The following is a 17,399-nucleotide window of genomic DNA, read 5'->3' as shown; positions in this document are numbered from 1 at the left end:
AGAAAGGTCTGCATACTTCTTTTTGGAACGTGAGCTGGCTATCAGGTGAACGTCTTCCGATTTGATTGAAAGGGCAGCAGCTGACGCTCTTTTGTTTTCTGCACTTTCGTCAAGAGAGCTTAATTCAAACCCAAAGGCCTCAATCTCTTGTCTGCACGATCCCTTGCTCTGTCATGCCGATCATCTATAATTCTAAATCTTGGTCTGGAGATGATAAGATGCAGCATTCACGTGGTCAGGCGCGTGGCATCGAACGCCTCTACCTTGATTTTGACAGCTTCTTCGCCTCAGCCGAACAGCATTTGAATCCTTATTTGCGCGGGCGCCCAGTTGGCGTGGTCCCCTTGGATTCATTGCATACCAGCTGCATCGCCGTCAGCCGCGAAGCCAAGGCCCTCGGGGTCAAATCCAGAACGACGATCATCAAGGCGCGCGAGATCATCCCTGACATGATCTTCGTGGTAGCTCGGCACGACGTCTATGTCCGCCTGCATAAGCGGATCCTCGACGTGATCGAGACCTGCCTCCCCGTTACCCACGTCAGGTCCATCGATGAGGTCGTTTGCAATTTACTGCGTGTGGAGGCTGCAGAAGGTGAAGCTCTGGCTTTACGTTTGAAGACGGCAATCGCCTTAGCTTTCAGTGACGTGCTGACCTGTTCGATCGGAATGGCTCCTACAGAGCTTCGGGCGAAAATTGCGGCCGAACTAAACAAGCCCAACGGCTTTAAGCTGTTACCAGCGGCGGATATGCCGGACGCGCTTGCCGAGGTTGACCTTTGCGACCTGCCCGGCATTTCAGAGGGAATGCAGGCGCGCTTAAAGGCTGCACAGGTGCACAACTTCACTGCCCTGTGGGCTCTCGCGCCCAAACAGGCCCGGGCCATTTGGGGTAGCGTAGAAGGTGAACGGTTCTGGAACGGTCTGCATGGCTACCACACCGAGCGACCACCAACGAAGAAGAGCATGTTTGGGCATAGCCGAGTGCTACCAAAGGACTGGCGTAATCCTGAGAAAGTCAGGGTTTGCGCACGTCTGCTAATCGAGAGCGCAGGGCGCCGGTTGCGTCGCGCCAATATGCGCGCAACAAAGCTGACGTTGAGTTTTCGCGGGGGCGGATACCGCTCTGCACACGAAAGCCGCCGCGATGATCAGAACTGGGGTTGGGAAGGGAACTTCCTACCAGCGCGGGACGACTATGCGTTTCTGCTTGCACTGTCTGACGGCTTAACGTGGGCAGAGCAGCACATGGCGTTTCAGCCGCGATCGGTCAGCGTGATGATCCACGGGCTGATCGTTGAAGGTGAGTTTATGACGGATCTCTTCGCAGCATCTCCTGATGCGGCGAGTGGCATGTCCGAAGCTGCATCCCGTGCGAAATGGGAAAAGGTCAGCGACCTCATGGACAACATGCGGGCCAAGTTTGGTCCTCACGCCCTTTCTCTTGGACCGCCAGGTGAAGTCCCCGGCGGCTATCTTGGAGCTAAGATCGCATTTGGACGTATCCCAGATGAGGCGGATTTTAGCGGCGCACCAGTTGCCGATAGTAACACGCATTTTGTAACCATCTAAGTAGCCGTTATTAACACTTCGGGGGCTTTCGCTCCCTAAGTGGCTTTGTCGCACAAAGGTAGGCGGCAGGAAACGTGCTTTGGGGTTATTACAGACAAAGCAATACAGCATCTCATGCAAGTTGCGCAAAAAGGTCGAAATGTCCTTTGCGCATCTCAAACGCATTCATGGCCTTGGCAGCCTCTGATTGCGCGGTCCAAGCGGCGCACATGACGAATTTGTCCTAGCCGCAACCGCCCAAAACCTAAAAAAGCTCGCGAAACTGGCTCCAAACCAGAACCGTATCGAAAAAGCAGCGTGACAACGTTACTTGGCAAGATTGTCAGAAAGGAACCCGCTCGGAAACTGTCGAGTTTTTCAACAGAATAAGCGGTGGCCTCAACTGGTCGACGCCGAATGCGGACCTTGGTGCAATTCGCAGCTAAGGTCGGCTGTGAGCCCTCTTTGACCAATGCTGCAAGATGCACGAATGTCCGCTATCATGAGTAAAGCCAAAAACCTTCAACAACCATTTAGGTTTTGAACTGGGTTTTGGAATTTGTAGGGTTTGCGTCTATTGGTGGCAACCAATATCGGATTTGCACCGTGGCGCTAGGCAACAATGTCATTCCACGTCACGCTACATCTCTCGGAGAAGACGCCAATATGGCCGATTTTGTCTAACTCGTAGTCTTGCGGTTGCAAGGCCAATTGAGTTTTTGAAGCCGCAGGATAACACTGCATCAGGCGCCAAACGGTAGCCGGTGGGATCATGACATCGTCTGCGATGGCTACGAATTTTATGGCGCACTTTAGCGCCATCCAATCTGGGAATGGCAATTCATTTCCAAAATCGCGGGCGAAAAAATCGCGGCGTGTGCACCAACGACGCCATTGCCAGTATACACCTTTTGGAAGATCGGTGCCGACCCGAAGCTTTTTGCCAGGCAGATACCCGAAAATAGAAGCAGCAAGCGGAAACGGCCCGAACCAGAAAAGACGAGCAAGCGCTTGATAGGGCCATGGATGATCGCGCACATGCACAAGCCCGCTAGCGACGGCGATGACCCTATCAATGCTGTATAGGTTTTGTTGAAACGGGAGGCACAAGGTGCCTAGAGAATGGCCAATCACCCATAAAGGAATATCCGGAAACGACGATGCCGCATATCTTCGAGCGGCTTCTTGGTCATGAACCGCCCAATCAGTCATCGTCGCAGAAGACTGACGCATCGGACCCCTCGCAGAAGCACCAAAATCACGATAATCATAAGTCAGGCACACGATATTTTTCTCAACAGCAAGCCATCGCGCAAACGCGTTGTAAAAACGGGCAGGAACTCCTGTCGCTGCGTTGAGAACAGCAATAGTGTCCGGTTTTGTAGCTGGAGCGGTGAGATGCCCTTGCAACATATGCTCACCAGACAGAAAGGTGACAGGAGTTACTTTCACCGAATTTGGTTCAAGGCGCGCGGACGGTTTGTTCATTTGGTCTCCAATTCTAGACCGCTTGGTCTATCCGCACGCTAGACTGAACGGTCTAATTCTGTCAAAGACAATTTATGAAACCTTCTTCTCGGGATAAATTAGCATGGACTGCGGCCAAGCTCTTTCAGGAGCGAGGTTATCAAGGTGTTGGTTTGACTGAAATTCTTACCGCTTCGGGTCTGCCTAAAGGGTCTCTTTATCACCATTATCCCAATGGAAAGGTTGATTTGGCCCTAGAAGCTGCAGCACTTGCACATCGTGAGATGTCCCGCATAATTGACGATGCGTTTCAAGACGCTGCCTCATATCGCGAGGGGGTAACTACGCTCATGTTCAAGCTGGCAAAGTTGTTTGAATCCATGGGTAAAACAACTGGTTGCCCGATTTCAGAAATCTTATTTGGTGGTCCGGATCAAAAAACCTTTCGTGCAAAGTCGGCTGAGTATTTTGAGGCATGGATTTTCCAGATTGAAGCACATGCGCAACGATTTGGCACCGTGCCAGATGTCGCAAGACTGCTTGCGAACAGACTGTTCGTCACACTACAGGGGGGCTGGACACTAGCACGTGCAAAACAGGACGCGGATGTCCTTCGAAACCTTCCAGCATTATTGTTTGATACTTAAGCCAGAATACTCGTTCAAATTGGGGGAAATGACGGCATTTCTTGCGCCCAAATCACGTTCCAGAAACCACCGTTTTTGACAACATCCAAATGAGTGCTGTTAGAAGCCCTGTTTTCGAAAGCAGTCATTGATCCGAATGTTGGCAAGGGCGGCTTCGTCCCGCGTAGCAGACCTCCATGCATACCGCAGCGAAAGTCGGCTATCTTGCCACAGAGGTTGTCTGGGACCGGTGAGGCACACAGCATACCGCATGGCCAAACCTTTCTGAACCGCCCGAGGTTTGCCGGAGGCTGATTTCAGTTAGTAACGCGGCAATGTTCGCGGTTTCCAAAGCGGCGCAGAAATTGGCCTCTGCTTCTGCCGGGGGGATGTTCGAGATATCCTCCAAGTTCAGATTCTTGTAGCCATGTCATATGCTATGGATGGGGCAGGGATTGTAGACTCGATTTTGCCGTATTGAAGGGCGCGGGGTGATGTGCGTGGAACCGAACCAACATTAATTATTTACAGGTTTTAGCCAAACGGTATTGAGTGGCCAGCGGCTTAACATCTAGTCACCCAGCCTCATTTTCTCGTTCTGCTTTTTTCTTAGCTCGGGCCGCTGCACTAAGTTTTCCCAGTTCTGACATAGCACTGCGGATCACTTCTTTCTGATCTAGCTCTGGGATCTCAGCGGGAGCAGTATCAGCAACTACGAGTTCTATGTCAGTCGGTAGTTTTTGAAGGGTTGGCAACGGTTGCGCAGCGGTTCTAACGGCTGGCTTAATCCGTTTGATCGGCATGTTATCAACGGTTGCCTCTTTGTCATCATCGTCACTCAGCAACCAAAGCAATCCGATGCCGATGCCTACGACAGCAGCGGTAGCTGGATTGAGGATGGCGGGCAGTAGGAATCCGAGCTTTGCAGTGTTTAAAGGTGTAGTCATTTTTTGTTCCTTTGGATTCATGATATCTCGGGAACCGTGCGTGAACCGTTGGCAACGGTTGGGCGCATGGCTCCCAACGGTTAACTTACGGGATTTGAACCGTTGGAGAATCCACGACCTTTGCGCTTGGGTACAACTGGCAACGGTATTTGGCATTGGAGTGTTTGCTTGCCTGAACTACATGGCTTCACGGGAACCGTTGCGATGCACGGATGGCTTGCGCGTTGCTCCGCTGCCACAGTGCTGAACCTGCTCCTGCTGCTTCCACAGTGCTTCCAGCGTCAAACCAGCAACGCAAAAAGCCACCCGAGGGTGGCTGCTAGCGTGTTGTTAATGTGTGTTTTATATTGGTTGAGGGAGTAGGATTTGAACCTACGACCTTCAGGTTATGAGCCTGTAGTTGGCTTTGAAGCCACGGTTATGCTGTTTCTTAGTCAGTAGTATCTGGTCCAGTATCGGGCAGGGGGGGGGCGGTAACGTCGCCGCTCTGAAGGGCGGCGCGGTGTACTGACAGCAGATCAGGTGCAATTGCGCAATCGAGTTAGTCCACCACACGCGCATAACTAACGGCGCTAAAAGTGCAGTCTGATAGCATTTTGTGTAACAAAGCTCTGCCAGTGACAAAAGCAGTGACAAGGCTAGCAATACAAGATTTACCAAATACCTGTATGCCTGACAAGTAACTGATCTTGTTGATTTATTTGGCTCCGGCGGTAGGGATCGAACCTACGACAAATTGATTAACAGTCAACTGCTCTACCGCTGAGCTACGCCGGAATACCGAGGTCCGTATAGCCACGAGATTCTTGGGCGTCTAGGGGGTATGAGAGGTTTTTTGCACCTTCAGGTCCGGACGAATTGCGCCTTGGTCGACAGCGGACCGATTGGTGCGGCTTTTCCACGCTGCGTGAGATCGATGAGGTGGGCCAGAACGTTGCGCTGCGCCATGCCGAGCAAAGCAGGGGCCACATCGGTGTAGATCATGGCCGTCAGATCGTACGGCGTTGCGGGTTCCGCGCTTAGGGCGGCAAGAATCTCGGCCTCGCGACCCAAGCGGTGCGCGACAAGGTCTGCCAGCCGCCTTTGCGCATCAAGGATTGGCGCGCCGTGGGCACTGTAGGCGCGCTTCATTGGCGTTGCCGCGAGGGCAGCGCACGATGCCATGAAATCGGTCAGATCCCCGTCAGGGGGTGATACGAGGGATGACGCCCAGCCCATCATATGATCACCGGTGAACGCGACGTCACCCCACAAAAAGCAAAGGTGATTACCAAAATGCCCCGGCGTGTGCACCGCGCGCAATTGCCAGTCTTTTCCCTCAATGACGTCGTCGTTCGTAATCATGACATCGGGTGCAAAGTCTAGATCCACGCCTTCGCCGCCGCCCATGACGCCAGATGCTGCAAGGGTTTGCATCACCGCCGATCGTCCCGCGCTGCTATTGCCGAATGCAAAGACCTGCGCGCCTGTCACGTCAGCAAGCGGACGGGCGAGGGGGGAGTGATCAAGGTGGCTATGGGTCACGATGATGTGGCTGACTGTGCGCCCGTTGATGGCGGTGATCAAAGCGGCCAAATGATTGTTATCCATCGGCCCGGGGTCAATCACCGCGACGCTGTCCCATCCAAGCAAGTATGTGTTCGTCCCCCAATAGGTCATCGGCGACGGATTGGGGGCCAATACGCAGGCCAATCCGTCTTCCATCGGGGTGGCAACACCGCTGTTTGGCACTTCACTGGTCATCACGCGTTCCCTTGACTGGCGTTTCGCATTAGCGTCGGTTTATGACTTATCGCATGTCGTTCGATTGGCTTAAACACTACTTGCCGCGTTCGCTTTACGGGCGTGCAGCGCTGATCCTGATTTTGCCGATCATCACATTGCAATTGACTGTTACATTGGTCTTTATTCAACGTCATTTTGAGGGTGTGACTGAGCAGATGACCCGTACTGTGGTACTGGATCTACAATATCTGTTGGACAGGGTGAATGCAGCCCCTGATTTGGCAACGGCGCAGTCGATTGAGGGCGTGGTGGCGGACCCGCTGCAACTGGTCATGACACTGCCTGCCAATGCGATGCCACAGACGGGCGTTCGGCGCTGGTTTGATTTTAGTGGCCGCGTGGTCGAGCACACATTGCAGGCCAGAATCGACGGGCTTGGCCCCGTTGTGCTGTCTGATGATCGCCGGGTCGAGCTGTGGTTTGAAACCGCACACGGCCCTATGATGATTGAATTTCGCCGCAATCGGGTGTCGGCGTCCAACCCGCATCAATTGCTGGTTTGGATGGTGGTGTTGGGCGTGTTTATGACGGTAATCGCCTATATTTTTCTGCGCAACCAGTTGCGTCCAATCAAACGACTCGCAGCGGCATCGACAGAATACGGACGCGGGCGTGTCGTCACATACCACCCGTCCGGGGCCAACGAGGTCCGCGCGGCGGGGCACGCATTTCTGGACATGCGCAATCGGATTGAACGCCAAACGCAAACCCGCACGATGATGCTGTCCGGTGTCAGCCATGATCTGCGGACCCCGCTGACCCGCTTGCGGCTTGGCCTCGGGCTGTTGGATGGCGACGAAATTGAACCGCTGGTGCGCGATGTGGACGACATGCAGCGGTTGCTTGACGCGTTCTTGGATTTTGCCCGCGGTGATGCGCAAGGCGACGCTGAGTTGGTCGATCCGATTGATCTGAGCGCTGTCATTCTGGCGGATGCACACCGCATGGGACAAGCGGTGTCGGCTGGTGAGATGGCGGGCGATGGCGACGTGGCATTGCGCCCCCTCGCGATCCGCCGTGCGGTTGAAAACCTGATCGGCAACGCACTGCGATATGGTGGCGAGGCAAGGCTGAGTGTGATTGTGACACCGCGCGCGGTGGTGTTTTGCGTCGAAGACAACGGTCAGGGAATCCCGCCAGATCAACGTGAGGACGCGGTGCGCCCGTTCACGCGCCTTGATCCCGCCCGCAACCAAGATCGCGGGTCCGGTGTCGGGCTTGGTCTGGCAATTGTCGAAGACATCGCGCGCGCCCACGGCGGTACACTGCGGTTGGGCGAGAGTGACGATCTCGGCGGGCTAAAAGCGGAGATTGTGTTGGGGCGGTGACGGTGGTGGCGTTGGAATAGCGCCTGGCTGGCCGGGGAGTGTGCCATTGCAAATTGCGCCAAATGCTTGCGACCAGTTGGTGAAAGGATGCACCTCAGGTTTGCTGTGCAAACGTGGCTTGTGCACACATCCAAAAACCCTTCGCTTTTTGAATGTGGTAGGCTCTGCAGTAAGGAGTTGAAGCCTAAAGATTCACTGCTCGAACTTGCAAAAACAGTGATATCAGCACTGTCGCAATACTGGAACAAAGTTGGCTTTGAAGTTGCGCGATGGTTCAAGGTGGCACCACCACATAGTCCCAAAATCAGGCATTGTGTCATACTGAACTTCGTCCCTGTTCCCGGACATTGGGGTACTTCGTCTCTGTCCGTGAAAGGGGCACCAAATGGGACAACAGCGGCGTGGTCTTGTCACGGTTTAGTTCCGGTCTCTTTCGAACAATGTTTGCTATGAAGGAGATAGAAAATGGCAAAGAGATACACAGATGAGTTTCGGCGTGATGCGGTGCGGATGGCGACGACCAGTGGTTTAACGCGGCCGCAACTTTCATCTGACTTAGGGGTTGGCGTTTCGACGCTGAACAAATGGGTTCAACAGCACCAAAATGATGATCTGATGTCAGGGCCGCATGAGGATGTCGAGAAAGAGAACACGCGGCTTCGCAAGGAAGTACGGCTGCTTCGCGAGGAGAGGGAGATATTAAAAAAGGCCACCATCTTCTTTGCAGGCCAAAATCGATGAGATTTGCTTTCATCGACGCTTGGAAGGAAGAATGGCCAGTTGAGCTTCTGTGCAAAGTTATGCAGGTCACATCGCGTGGTTTCCGCGCATGGCGGGTTCGCCCGATGAGCCAACGCCAACGAGACGATATGGTGATCTTGGCACATATCCGTGAGCAGCACCGTTTGAGCCTAGAGAGTTACGGGCGGCCACGCATGACTGAAGAAGTTGCAGGAAGAGGGCCTGAACGTCGGGCACCGCCGCGTGGGGCGTTTGATGCGTGAGAATGACATCAAGGTTATGAGAACCCAGAAATACAAGGCGACGACGGACAGCAACCACACGTTCAACATCGCACCCAATCTGTTGGATCAGGATTTTTCTGCCACTGGCCCCAATCAAAAATGGGCAGGTGACATCAGCTCCATATGGACCAGTGAAGGCTGGTTGTATCTGGCCGTCATCCTTGATCTGTACTCCCGCCGCGTCATCGGTTGGGCGGTCAGCAATCGCATGAAACGGGACTTGGCGATCCGGGCCTTGGACATGGCAGTAGCCTTGCGACAACCGCCGAAAGACTGCATTCATCATACGGATCGTGGGTCGCAATATTGTTCAAACGAGTACCAAAAGCGCCTGAAACAACACAGCTTTAAGGTGTCGATGAGCGGCAAGGGCAATTGTTATGATTGTGAGTATGGTATTGCGGCTTGATGGCCTGACCCATGTTACGATTGACTGCGTGTCATTGTATTGACGTGTCGACCGTCAAGTCGCCCCGGCGACGGGTGAGATGTGACCTCATAGGAGCATGACGGGGACGCCCCATCACAGTCCTGTCCTCTCAGAATGTTGCCTGGGCATTCTCAACCTAAGGGGACAACATGAAGATCAGACATCCAATTATCATCGGCATCGATACGCATAAGGCAACACATGTTGCTGTCGCGATTGATACGCAAGGCACCCGCCTAGCAGCACTTTCCATCCCTGCGAACTCAAAGGGATATCTGGAACTGGAACGCGGGTCTTGTGGCCTGGGTCATGTCCAAGCTTTTGGAATCGAAGGGACGGGCTCTTACGGTGCCGGTCTATCGCGCTGCTTGCTTGCACAAGGGCACCATGTTGTTGAGGTTACGAGACCCAATCGCCAGCTGCGCTATACTCAAGGCAAGACCGACAGCCTCGACGCAGAAGGTGCCGCTCGGTCAGTTTTATCTGGACAGGCAAATTCCCGCCCTAAAACCCAAACGGGATCGTCGGAGATGATCAGGCATCTGAAGATAGCCCGTGACACGGCTGTTAAGTCACGTTCACAGGCGATGGTGACCCTGAAAACACTGATCATCAATGCACCAGCTGATCTGCGTGAAGTACTGGATCAGATCAAAGGTAAGATCGGATTGATCCGGCATATCGCGGCCTTCAGACCCGGTGATATACTTAATACATTAGCTTCTGCCAAAGCAGCCATGCGAGCTTTGGCACGACGGTGGCTATTGCTACATGAAGAGATTCTGGGTCACGATAAAGAACTGGAGCGACTTGTCATCAAACGCGCTCCGGACCTGATGCAATCCCACGGAATTGCGACAATGACAGTCGCAGAGATGCTAATCCTCGTTGGCGATGATCCCACGCGCATCCGATCTGAGGCTGCATTTGCCAAACTCTGTGGCGTTTGTCCCATCCCTGCATCAAGTGGGAAAACGCACCGTTTCCGTCTCAACAGAGGAGGAAACAGACAAGCCAACGCTGCGCTCTACCGTGTCGCCATCGTCAGGATGCGCAGCCACGAACCGACGCTTGCTTATGTCAAAAAACGTACGAAAGATGGCAAAAGCAAAAGCGAAATCATTCGATGCCTGAAGCGTTACATCGTCCGGGAGATTTACAGCCAACTCTGCGTGCCACAAACCATCAAAATTGCTGCTTGACGAATATAGGAGCTTCAACTCCATGGTTGAGACATTCTTCAAATCCATCAAGGCTGAGCTGATCTGGCGTAACCGATGGGACACACGTCGTCAGGCAGAAGGCGCGATATTCCAATATATCAACGGGTTCTATAACCCAAGGCGGCGGCATTCGTCGCTGGGCGGCAAAAGCCCCTTGGCATTCGAACGAAAGGCCGCATAAATAAGTTCAGAGACCGGAACGCAAGCGGGACAAGACCAACGGATATCAAACGCCGCAACAGGCCTTCAATAATATGACTTGTGACCTGCGCCCCTAAAACTCCTCCAGATTTGTGTAGAGTCCGCCCAACAAAAGGACGGACAAATGAAGGCACGATTTACAGACGAACGGATCATAGCAATTATCAAAGAACAGGAATCTGGGGAGAAGACTGCTGATGTATGTCGGCGGGACGGGATCAGTTCAGCGACGTTCTATAAATACACATCGAAGTATGGAGGCATGGAGCCGTCTGACGCGAAGCGGTTGCGGGCCTTGGAAGACGAGAACGGGAAGCTAAAGAAGCTGCTAGCGGAACAGATGCTCCCTTCTCGGGACATTGCTGCGCAATACCCTGTCAGGCGAGGGACAATGCAATGTTGCGAGACATCAATTCAAAAAAATGGTGACGCCCGTTGGGAAGCTTAAAGCTGTGGTTCACTTGATGGAAACTCATCAGGTTAGCCAGCGACCATTGCCCGGCAGGCGATTGCAAAGCAATCTGCCGAGAGGGGGCGTGCGATGTCTTGCAAGTTGATCGATCAACGGTGCGGTATCCGTCTCGCCGCGGCGATGACGCTGAGTTGCGTGATGCCATCAAGCGGGTTTCGAGGGAGCGGCGACGGTTTGGTTGCCGTCGTGTTCATGTGATGATCGCGCGCGAAGGCTTTGCGGTGAACCACAAAAAGGTGAGACGCATTTACACTGAAGAGAAGCTCCAAGTGCGTCGTAGGGGCGGTAGAAAGCGCGCTTTGGGCACGCGGAAGCCGATGGTGCTGCCTGTGATGGTCCTAACCAGAGATGGTCATTAGATTTTGTGTCTGACGCGCTGACTGGCGGTCGCCGGTTTCGTATTCTGACGGTTGTCGATGACTTCAGCCGCGAGAACCTGGTACTTGTCGCGGACACATCATTGTCTGGTCAGCGCGTTGCCCGAGAACTGGACCGCGTAATCGCTGAGCGCGGCATGCCAAAGACGATTGTGTCGGATAACGTCCTATGCGCGGAATGATTAGCTGAATTGGCGTCAGGTTATTGTCGCATCGAGGCGTCTCGACACGTTAGAAGCATTGCTCAGTTTGGCATTTTGGTCAACGAACTGTCTCTCCCATAACAAACACAGAGTACGCTTTTGCGGCTCTCACCGTCCTTAAGACGAGATCTTTGGGTCGTTGAGCAGAAGGCCTAAACATTATCTACGAGGTCAGTTGTCTGCCTCCACGGCCCTTACAGAGAAAGGTCCTACTGCTGTCGATCACCCCTCAAAGAAGGGGCGATATGGTTCGCCGTGCTTGATGATCCCATGAACGGTTCGGGCCATCTTCGCTGCGATTGCGGTGTACGCCTTTCGGCGCAAATGGGTGTTGTGACGGTCTTTGGCGATGTAGCGCTCGAACTTGTCGCGGAAGCTGTTGGTGCGCTGCAGAATAGCAACCTGTCCAGCCATCCAAAGCGTTCGACGAAGCCGAGCATTGCCATATTTTGACAGTTTGGTTTGCCCTCTGAATGTACCTGATTGCATAGTCGCAAGGTCCATTCCACAGAACTTCAAAAACTGCCGGTGATGACGAAAGCGCCGTACATCCCCAGCTTCTGCCAAAATTGTCAAAGCATTGATGGGACCGATTCCAGGTATCGATGTCAGTAGCTTATAATCTGGTAGGTCCTTGAGAAGCGCGACGGCGCGATCTTCAATTTGATTGCGTTGCGCGATAAGACTGCGGCCTTCCCCGAGAACCAAGCGGAACATGCTTATCGCGTCGGAATCTGCGGCAACCGGCAGTCCGACTGATACTTTGGCAGTCTCGTAGATATCTGAAAGTAAACGCTCTTTTGCAACCTTGAGGCCCACCACATCCCAAGCGTCAGCGATGAATGCCTCCTTGCTCATGGCTGAGATCAAGTGTGGTGACGGATAACGTTCAAGGAAAGCAAAGAACCAGTCACTGCGAGAACTGCGAGAACTGCGATGGAAACGATCAGCTTCAGGAAAATACAGCGGCAGATAATGGGTTAAAACTCGGTGCCACAACTCGGTGCCACAACTCGGTGCCACAACTCGGTCTTCGACTTGGATACGATGTCATGCGTTTTGGAACGCTCTTGGATGTCGTTAGTGCCACGCACGAGGGGGTCATGATAAAACTGCTCGTTCCCGATCTCCATCATGTGAAGAATGACCTGGGCATCCTTAGGGTCGTTTTTGTCCCAACTGTTGTGCAAGGCCTCTCGCGTTCTGGCCAGGGCCACAGATGACACCAACTTCAACTCAAAACCTGCTGCGGCAAGATGATAAGCCAAGGCACGGTGATAATTACCCGTTGCTTCAAAAGCTACACGGACAGGGCGGCCGTAGCAGGCAAGCGATGTGATTAGACGATTGAAGTCGTCTAGCTGGTTCAGAACAGTCAAACGACGGCGGCGCTTCTTGTCCGCAATAGCAATGAGACCTTCGTCGCGGGCCTTCGAGATATCGATGGCCACCAAAACGGGCGCAGTTTGTGTAATAATGATATCGGTCATAGTTGGTCTCCTTTGCGGTGTGGTTTGTACAAAACCACCGTAGGGACCTGAGGCACGGCTATGACCACCTGCTGCGTTATTTGGGGCTGCGCAGGCAGTCATAGCCTTAAATTAGCGATATTCCGAAGGTGTTACGGCACAGAATTCACCAGCATGGCGATCCTCAAATGGGTTCAAAATACGGGCATCGATTGGCATTATATCGCGTCCCGCCGCCCGGCAGTGGTTTGCTTGCAAACCATGAGAGGGGGCAAGCCCCAGCAGAACGGGTTCATCGAAAGCTTCAACGGTAAACTAAGAGATGAATGCCTCAATGAAACGCTGTTTGCTACATTGGGCGACGCCCGCAAAACGCTTGAAGAATGGCAGGACGACTACAACTGGCGCAGACCACATTCAGCTCTGGGGAACCTGACGCCAATGGAATTTTTAGAGAGAAGGATCATCGACAAGATGGCCGCTTAAGGTCAAAGATTTAGCACCAAGGACTCCGCGCAAAGCTGGAGGGAAATTGGGGCACAGGTCAAATCCAAACCCTCAAACTCTCGTTATGAATGAGGGTGCCTCGGGCGCAGGTCAGCAAGAATGCAAAAAAGACACCCGCTTTGAAAACACTCGAGATGGGGCAAAGTGCGCGTAACGATCTCTGGATTGAACCAAATCGTTAGTGAGCTGGGTTGCTTCAGGGCGCGTTTGGGCTCAGGCTAGGCCTTCGTACGTTAAATCGGGGGGGCAGGCTTGCTCATGAAAGCCAGCTACCACGCTAGAGTCGCAAAATAAATCCCGACAACCAGCTGTTTGTGCAACAAGGCTCGCCCGATACAATGAAGGGCACATAAATTGGTTGTGCCCTTTTTCTTTGACCCATCCTTTTTCTCTGCCTTTGTCTCATAAATATCCTTGGGGGAGTCCGAAGGACGGGGCCCAGGCTCAGGACTCATAACCAAAACATAGCGGTTGCGGCGCGCATGATGGTGGAGAGGAAGACCGTTGGGCTTCTGTCTTAGCGTGTTGCGACGCGTCTCCAATCTTTGATCCTGCCGAACATGCGCTCGATACGGTTGCGTCGTTTGTAGCGCCTCTTATCCATTGCCCTGCAGTGCATTGCAAAGCAATGTCACGAAAGGGGTATTTTATGGTGGTCTTGCGCGATTTGCGCCCAAGGATAGAAGGATGAGTTCCCTTGTCTACAAGGCCTTCTCGGAACCAGTCGGCGTCATATCCTCGATCCACTGCCCGGCAGTCGAAACACGGTTTCGATGAGAGGGGATCGAATTTGTCCTATTGTCTGGGGCCTGTTCTGCCAGCCCCATCATAATCCGGGCGAACACGCCCATATCACTCCAGCGCTTCCAACGATTTTACAAAGTCTTCGGCCGCCCGTATTCGGCAGGCGCATCACACAACCGTAGACTGGGCACCACCCTTTCATGCCTTGAAGAGTTATGCACCCCATTGCGGTTAATAAAAATAATCCCAATCAGAACGCGGCGATCGTCTCCACGCGCACGGCCTCGGCACTTCGGAAAGTAAGGCCGAAGCCGATCCATCTGCGCGTCACTCAGCCAATAAAGATTGCTCATTCTACCCCCCACGATTTGGGACTTTGAATCACGCAGACATCGTAACATTAATTAGTTTAACGGGTCCTGAGCCTAGTCCCCCTCTTGATCGGATTGGCACAGTCAATTCGAAAACAACAAATTCGACTACTCGTTGTCGGGCCGCACCAGCCCCAAGCCACGCAGGTACACACCAATCCCGGATTCCAACAAATCCTCGGGTGGGAACGGTGATTTTGTTCCAGGGCTACCACGGGCGAACAATTCCACGACCCCGTGCGACAGGGCCCAAATATGGGCGCTGAACATTTGTGGCGGCGGGCGTTTTTCTTCTGGAATGTGCTTGGACAACTCGACCGCGGCGCGTTCCAACACGCCCATGGCGCGCGTCGCCACTTCGTTGAGTTCCGGCGTGCGTTGGATCGAAATTCCGGACTCAAACATTGCCACGTAATGGCCCGGATATTTACGCGCGAACGCAAGATACGCACGGCCCGTGGCCTCGAATGATGCGAGTGCGGATGGCTGACCTTTGGCATAGGCATATTCCATCAGGTCGGCAAAAATCTCATACCCTTGGCGTGCAGCTTCGGCGATCAGGTCTTCGCGACCCTCAAAGTGGCGATAGACGGCGGCGGGGGTGACGCCAGCTTCACGGGCCGCCTCAGAGAGAGTAAATCCGGTGGGACCTTTTTCTTCAATCAAACGCAATGCGCCATCGACCAATGCGCGTTTCAGATCACCGTGATGATAGCCGCGTTTAGCCACCTGAAAACTCCGCGATGAAGTCGGGTCCGCCGACGATTTTGTCATCGACCTCACCGAGGGATTTTGCATCCTTACCCGCATAATCCAACTGATGCAGCACTGCACGAATGGCGTTCACCCGTGCGCGGCGCTTGTCGGCGCTGCGCACAACCATCCAGGGCGTGTTATCGGTGTGTGTCTTGTCCAACGTTTCAACAATTGCTGAGGTGTATTCGCCCCATTTTTCAAGGCCCTCAACGTCAATCCAACTCAGTTTCCATTGCTTCAGTGGGTCGCTTTCGCGGTCCATAAAGCGTTGCAACTGTGCCGCGCGATTCACCGTCAGCCAGATCTTGAAAACCTTGATACCTTCGTCGACCAACATCCGCTCGAACGGGTCCACCTGTTCAAACCATTTGTCGCGCTGTTCGTCTTTGCAAAACCCAAAGACTTTCTCGACAACGCCGCGATTGTACCAAGAGCGATCAAAAAATACGATCTCACCGGCGGTGGGCAAATGTTGAATGTAGCGCTGGAAATACCACTGGCCGGCTTCGGCCTCCGTCGGTTTGCCCAACGCTACAAGGCGCGCACCACGCGGGTTCAGATTCTCGCGGAAGCGTTTGATCGTGCCGCCTTTGCCCGCTGCATCGCGGCCCTCAAACACGATGGCAACGCGCTGTCCGGTCTCGCGGACCCAGGCTTGCATCTTGACCAATTCAATCTGCAATGCGGCAAGTGCGGTGTCATACTCCGACCGTTTCCATTTTTTCGCGTAGGGGAATTCTGTGGCAAGAATTTCACCCTTTTTGGCGCTGTCAATCTCATCGCGGACGGGCTGCGGCGCGCCTTCGCGAAAATAGCGACTGATTTCGCCGTTAAAGGGCAGGTCGGTCATGGATTTGGCCTTACGTTGATGTCGTCTTTCAGGTGTCGTACCACTATGCGGGCGCACGCCGCCTAGCGCAATCGCACTTGCACCGCGATGCGATCAATCGCGGCTTCAACCTGATCGGGTGCGGCGTGATGCGGCATGTGTCCGACACCTTCCAGAACCGTAAGATTGGCGTGTGGCACGGCTGCCTTCAGCGGAATTGAATGAATGTGGAGCGGGACAGTCGTGTCCAGATCACCGTGCAGGATTTCCAGTGGCACACTAAATTCGGTCGCGTAACGCTGGGCCATCTGAACGATATGTGGGCGCAGGGTGTTCACCTGCCGCGCATTGGCGCGAAAATTGGTGGGGCGGATGGTCAGGGTTGCGCCGATGTAATCCAAATAACCGTCCGGCACAGTTTGCGGGGTGAAAATGCCCGAAATCGCGCTTTCAATCTGAGCCTCAGTCGCGAATGCGGCGATCAGTGGTGGCACCAATGCGCCGCCAACGGCTGATCCATTCACCTTATAAAAAGTGCCCAGATCGCCGGGCCACGGGTGCGATGGACCTGCAAGATTGACGACGCCAGCGATGTTGTCTGGATGGTTCAGTGCCCATGCCAGCGCGACGGACGCGCCGTAGGAATGGCCCAACAAGATGGGCCTGTCTGCGCCCAGTTGCACGGCTGCGGCTTGCAGCATCGCGGCTTGCTGCGCGGGACTTTCAGCAGCGGTATTGAACGCGCCCTCAAAGTTTTCTGACAGGCGATCGGTGTAACCCAATCCGGGACGGTCAAATACGATGACGCGGTAGCGGTCGGTTAACCGATCCATAAAGGCAAAGGTGAATTCGCGCGTGTTGCCGCCGGCACCATGGATCAGAACCACATCAAGGCCGCTGCCAGCGACCACGGCATGCACCTGACGCCCGTTGACGTCGATGAACTGACCCATCGCTGGAAACGCAGTTTCAGCCGCAACTGTGCGGGCACTGGACTGGCGGTCGGTCAAGGCTGCACATCCTGCAAGGGCGGCGACGGACAGGGTGGCAATAATTTTTACGGACACGGACAGCACCTGCTTCATGTTT

10 protein-coding genes, 1 tRNA gene and 7 pseudogenes are annotated in these 17,399 nt (G+C 53.8%); 9 read left to right on the top strand and 9 right to left on the bottom strand.

Going from position 1 to position 17,399, the window contains the following annotated elements; translation table 11 throughout:
- The first annotated feature begins 218 nt into the window (after positions 1-218).
- Both OAN307_RS12930 and OAN307_RS30075 read left to right on the top strand, forming a co-directional pair.
- Entirely contained in the window at positions 219-1,571 is a 1,353-nt protein-coding gene (locus tag OAN307_RS12930; protein ID WP_015500161.1) for a Y-family DNA polymerase, read from the top strand.
- 118 nt (positions 1,572-1,689) lie between these two features.
- Positions 1,690-1,872: pseudogene (locus OAN307_RS30075) on the top strand (transposase); the annotation flags it as partial.
- Between the two features lie 290 nt (positions 1,873-2,162).
- Here the strand turns inward: OAN307_RS30075 and OAN307_RS12925 are convergent.
- On the bottom strand, positions 2,163-3,038 hold the full coding sequence (locus tag OAN307_RS12925; RefSeq protein WP_015500159.1) for an alpha/beta hydrolase family protein: 876 nt from the start codon (positions 3,036-3,038) through the stop codon (positions 2,163-2,165).
- Between the two features lie 74 nt (positions 3,039-3,112).
- Between OAN307_RS12925 and OAN307_RS12920 the strand changes: the two genes are divergently transcribed.
- Complete coding sequence (locus OAN307_RS12920; RefSeq protein ID WP_015500158.1) at positions 3,113-3,664, top strand: TetR/AcrR family transcriptional regulator; 552 nt, start codon at positions 3,113-3,115, stop codon at positions 3,662-3,664.
- A gap of 554 nt (positions 3,665-4,218) precedes the next feature.
- On the opposite strand, the gene OAN307_RS12915 is transcribed toward OAN307_RS12920, so the two are convergent.
- The 3 genes from OAN307_RS12915 to OAN307_RS12905 form a co-directional block, all read right to left on the bottom strand.
- Positions 4,219-4,611: a hypothetical protein gene (locus OAN307_RS12915; protein WP_245540842.1), complete on the bottom strand. Its 393-nt coding sequence runs from the start codon at positions 4,609-4,611 to the stop codon at positions 4,219-4,221.
- A gap of 681 nt (positions 4,612-5,292) precedes the next feature.
- Positions 5,293-5,367: transfer RNA gene (locus tag OAN307_RS12910), tRNA-Asn, on the bottom strand.
- Between the two features lie 66 nt (positions 5,368-5,433).
- On the bottom strand, positions 5,434-6,333 hold the full coding sequence (locus tag OAN307_RS12905; protein ID WP_015500156.1) for an MBL fold metallo-hydrolase: 900 nt from the start codon (positions 6,331-6,333) through the stop codon (positions 5,434-5,436).
- Positions 6,334-6,374: 41 nt separating this feature from the next.
- Here OAN307_RS12905 and OAN307_RS12900 point away from each other — a divergent pair, with 41 nt between their 5' ends.
- The 5 genes and pseudogenes from OAN307_RS12900 to OAN307_RS30070 form a co-directional block, all read left to right on the top strand.
- Complete coding sequence (locus OAN307_RS12900; protein ID WP_015500155.1) at positions 6,375-7,703, top strand: ATP-binding protein; 1,329 nt, start codon at positions 6,375-6,377, stop codon at positions 7,701-7,703.
- A 465-nt stretch (positions 7,704-8,168) separates the two neighbouring features.
- Positions 8,169-9,113, top strand: a pseudogene (locus tag OAN307_RS28010) (IS3 family transposase); the annotation flags it as partial.
- A gap of 194 nt (positions 9,114-9,307) precedes the next feature.
- On the top strand, positions 9,308-10,360 hold the full coding sequence (locus OAN307_RS12885; RefSeq protein ID WP_015500154.1) for an IS110 family RNA-guided transposase: 1,053 nt from the start codon (positions 9,308-9,310) through the stop codon (positions 10,358-10,360).
- A 16-nt stretch (positions 10,361-10,376) separates the two neighbouring features.
- A pseudogene (locus OAN307_RS12880) lies at positions 10,377-10,562 on the top strand (IS3 family transposase); the annotation flags it as partial.
- A 144-nt stretch (positions 10,563-10,706) separates the two neighbouring features.
- Positions 10,707-11,595 (top strand): annotated as a pseudogene (locus OAN307_RS30070) (transposase); the annotation flags it as partial.
- Positions 11,596-11,797: 202 nt separating this feature from the next.
- Here OAN307_RS30070 and OAN307_RS12865 read toward each other — a convergent pair.
- A pseudogene (locus OAN307_RS12865) lies at positions 11,798-13,124 on the bottom strand (IS110 family RNA-guided transposase).
- A 135-nt stretch (positions 13,125-13,259) separates the two neighbouring features.
- Here OAN307_RS12865 and OAN307_RS12860 point away from each other — a divergent pair.
- A pseudogene (locus OAN307_RS12860) lies at positions 13,260-13,589 on the top strand (integrase core domain-containing protein); the annotation flags it as partial.
- A gap of 472 nt (positions 13,590-14,061) precedes the next feature.
- Here OAN307_RS12860 and OAN307_RS26370 read toward each other — a convergent pair.
- From OAN307_RS26370 to OAN307_RS12840, 4 genes and pseudogenes are all read right to left on the bottom strand, one after another.
- A pseudogene (locus tag OAN307_RS26370) lies at positions 14,062-14,707 on the bottom strand (transposase).
- A 126-nt stretch (positions 14,708-14,833) separates the two neighbouring features.
- Positions 14,834-15,454 (bottom strand): TetR/AcrR family transcriptional regulator, encoded by a 621-nt coding sequence (locus OAN307_RS12850; RefSeq protein WP_044043684.1) that lies wholly within the window; start codon positions 15,452-15,454, stop codon positions 14,834-14,836.
- Positions 15,447-16,331, bottom strand: a complete 885-nt coding sequence (ppk2, locus tag OAN307_RS12845; protein WP_015500150.1) for a polyphosphate kinase 2 — start codon at positions 16,329-16,331, stop codon at positions 15,447-15,449. Before ppk2 ends, OAN307_RS12850 begins: the two co-directional genes overlap by 8 nt.
- Positions 16,332-16,393: 62 nt before the next feature.
- Entirely contained in the window at positions 16,394-17,395 is a 1,002-nt protein-coding gene (locus OAN307_RS12840; RefSeq protein ID WP_015500149.1) for an alpha/beta fold hydrolase, read from the bottom strand.
- Between the last annotated feature and the right edge of the window lie 4 nt (positions 17,396-17,399).

Origin of the sequence: Octadecabacter antarcticus 307, assembly GCF_000155675.2 — a bacterium.
GTDB lineage: Bacteria > Pseudomonadota > Alphaproteobacteria > Rhodobacterales > Rhodobacteraceae > Octadecabacter > Octadecabacter antarcticus.
Note: the sequence above shows the minus strand (reverse complement) of the source record. Positions and strands in the feature narration are given on the sequence as shown.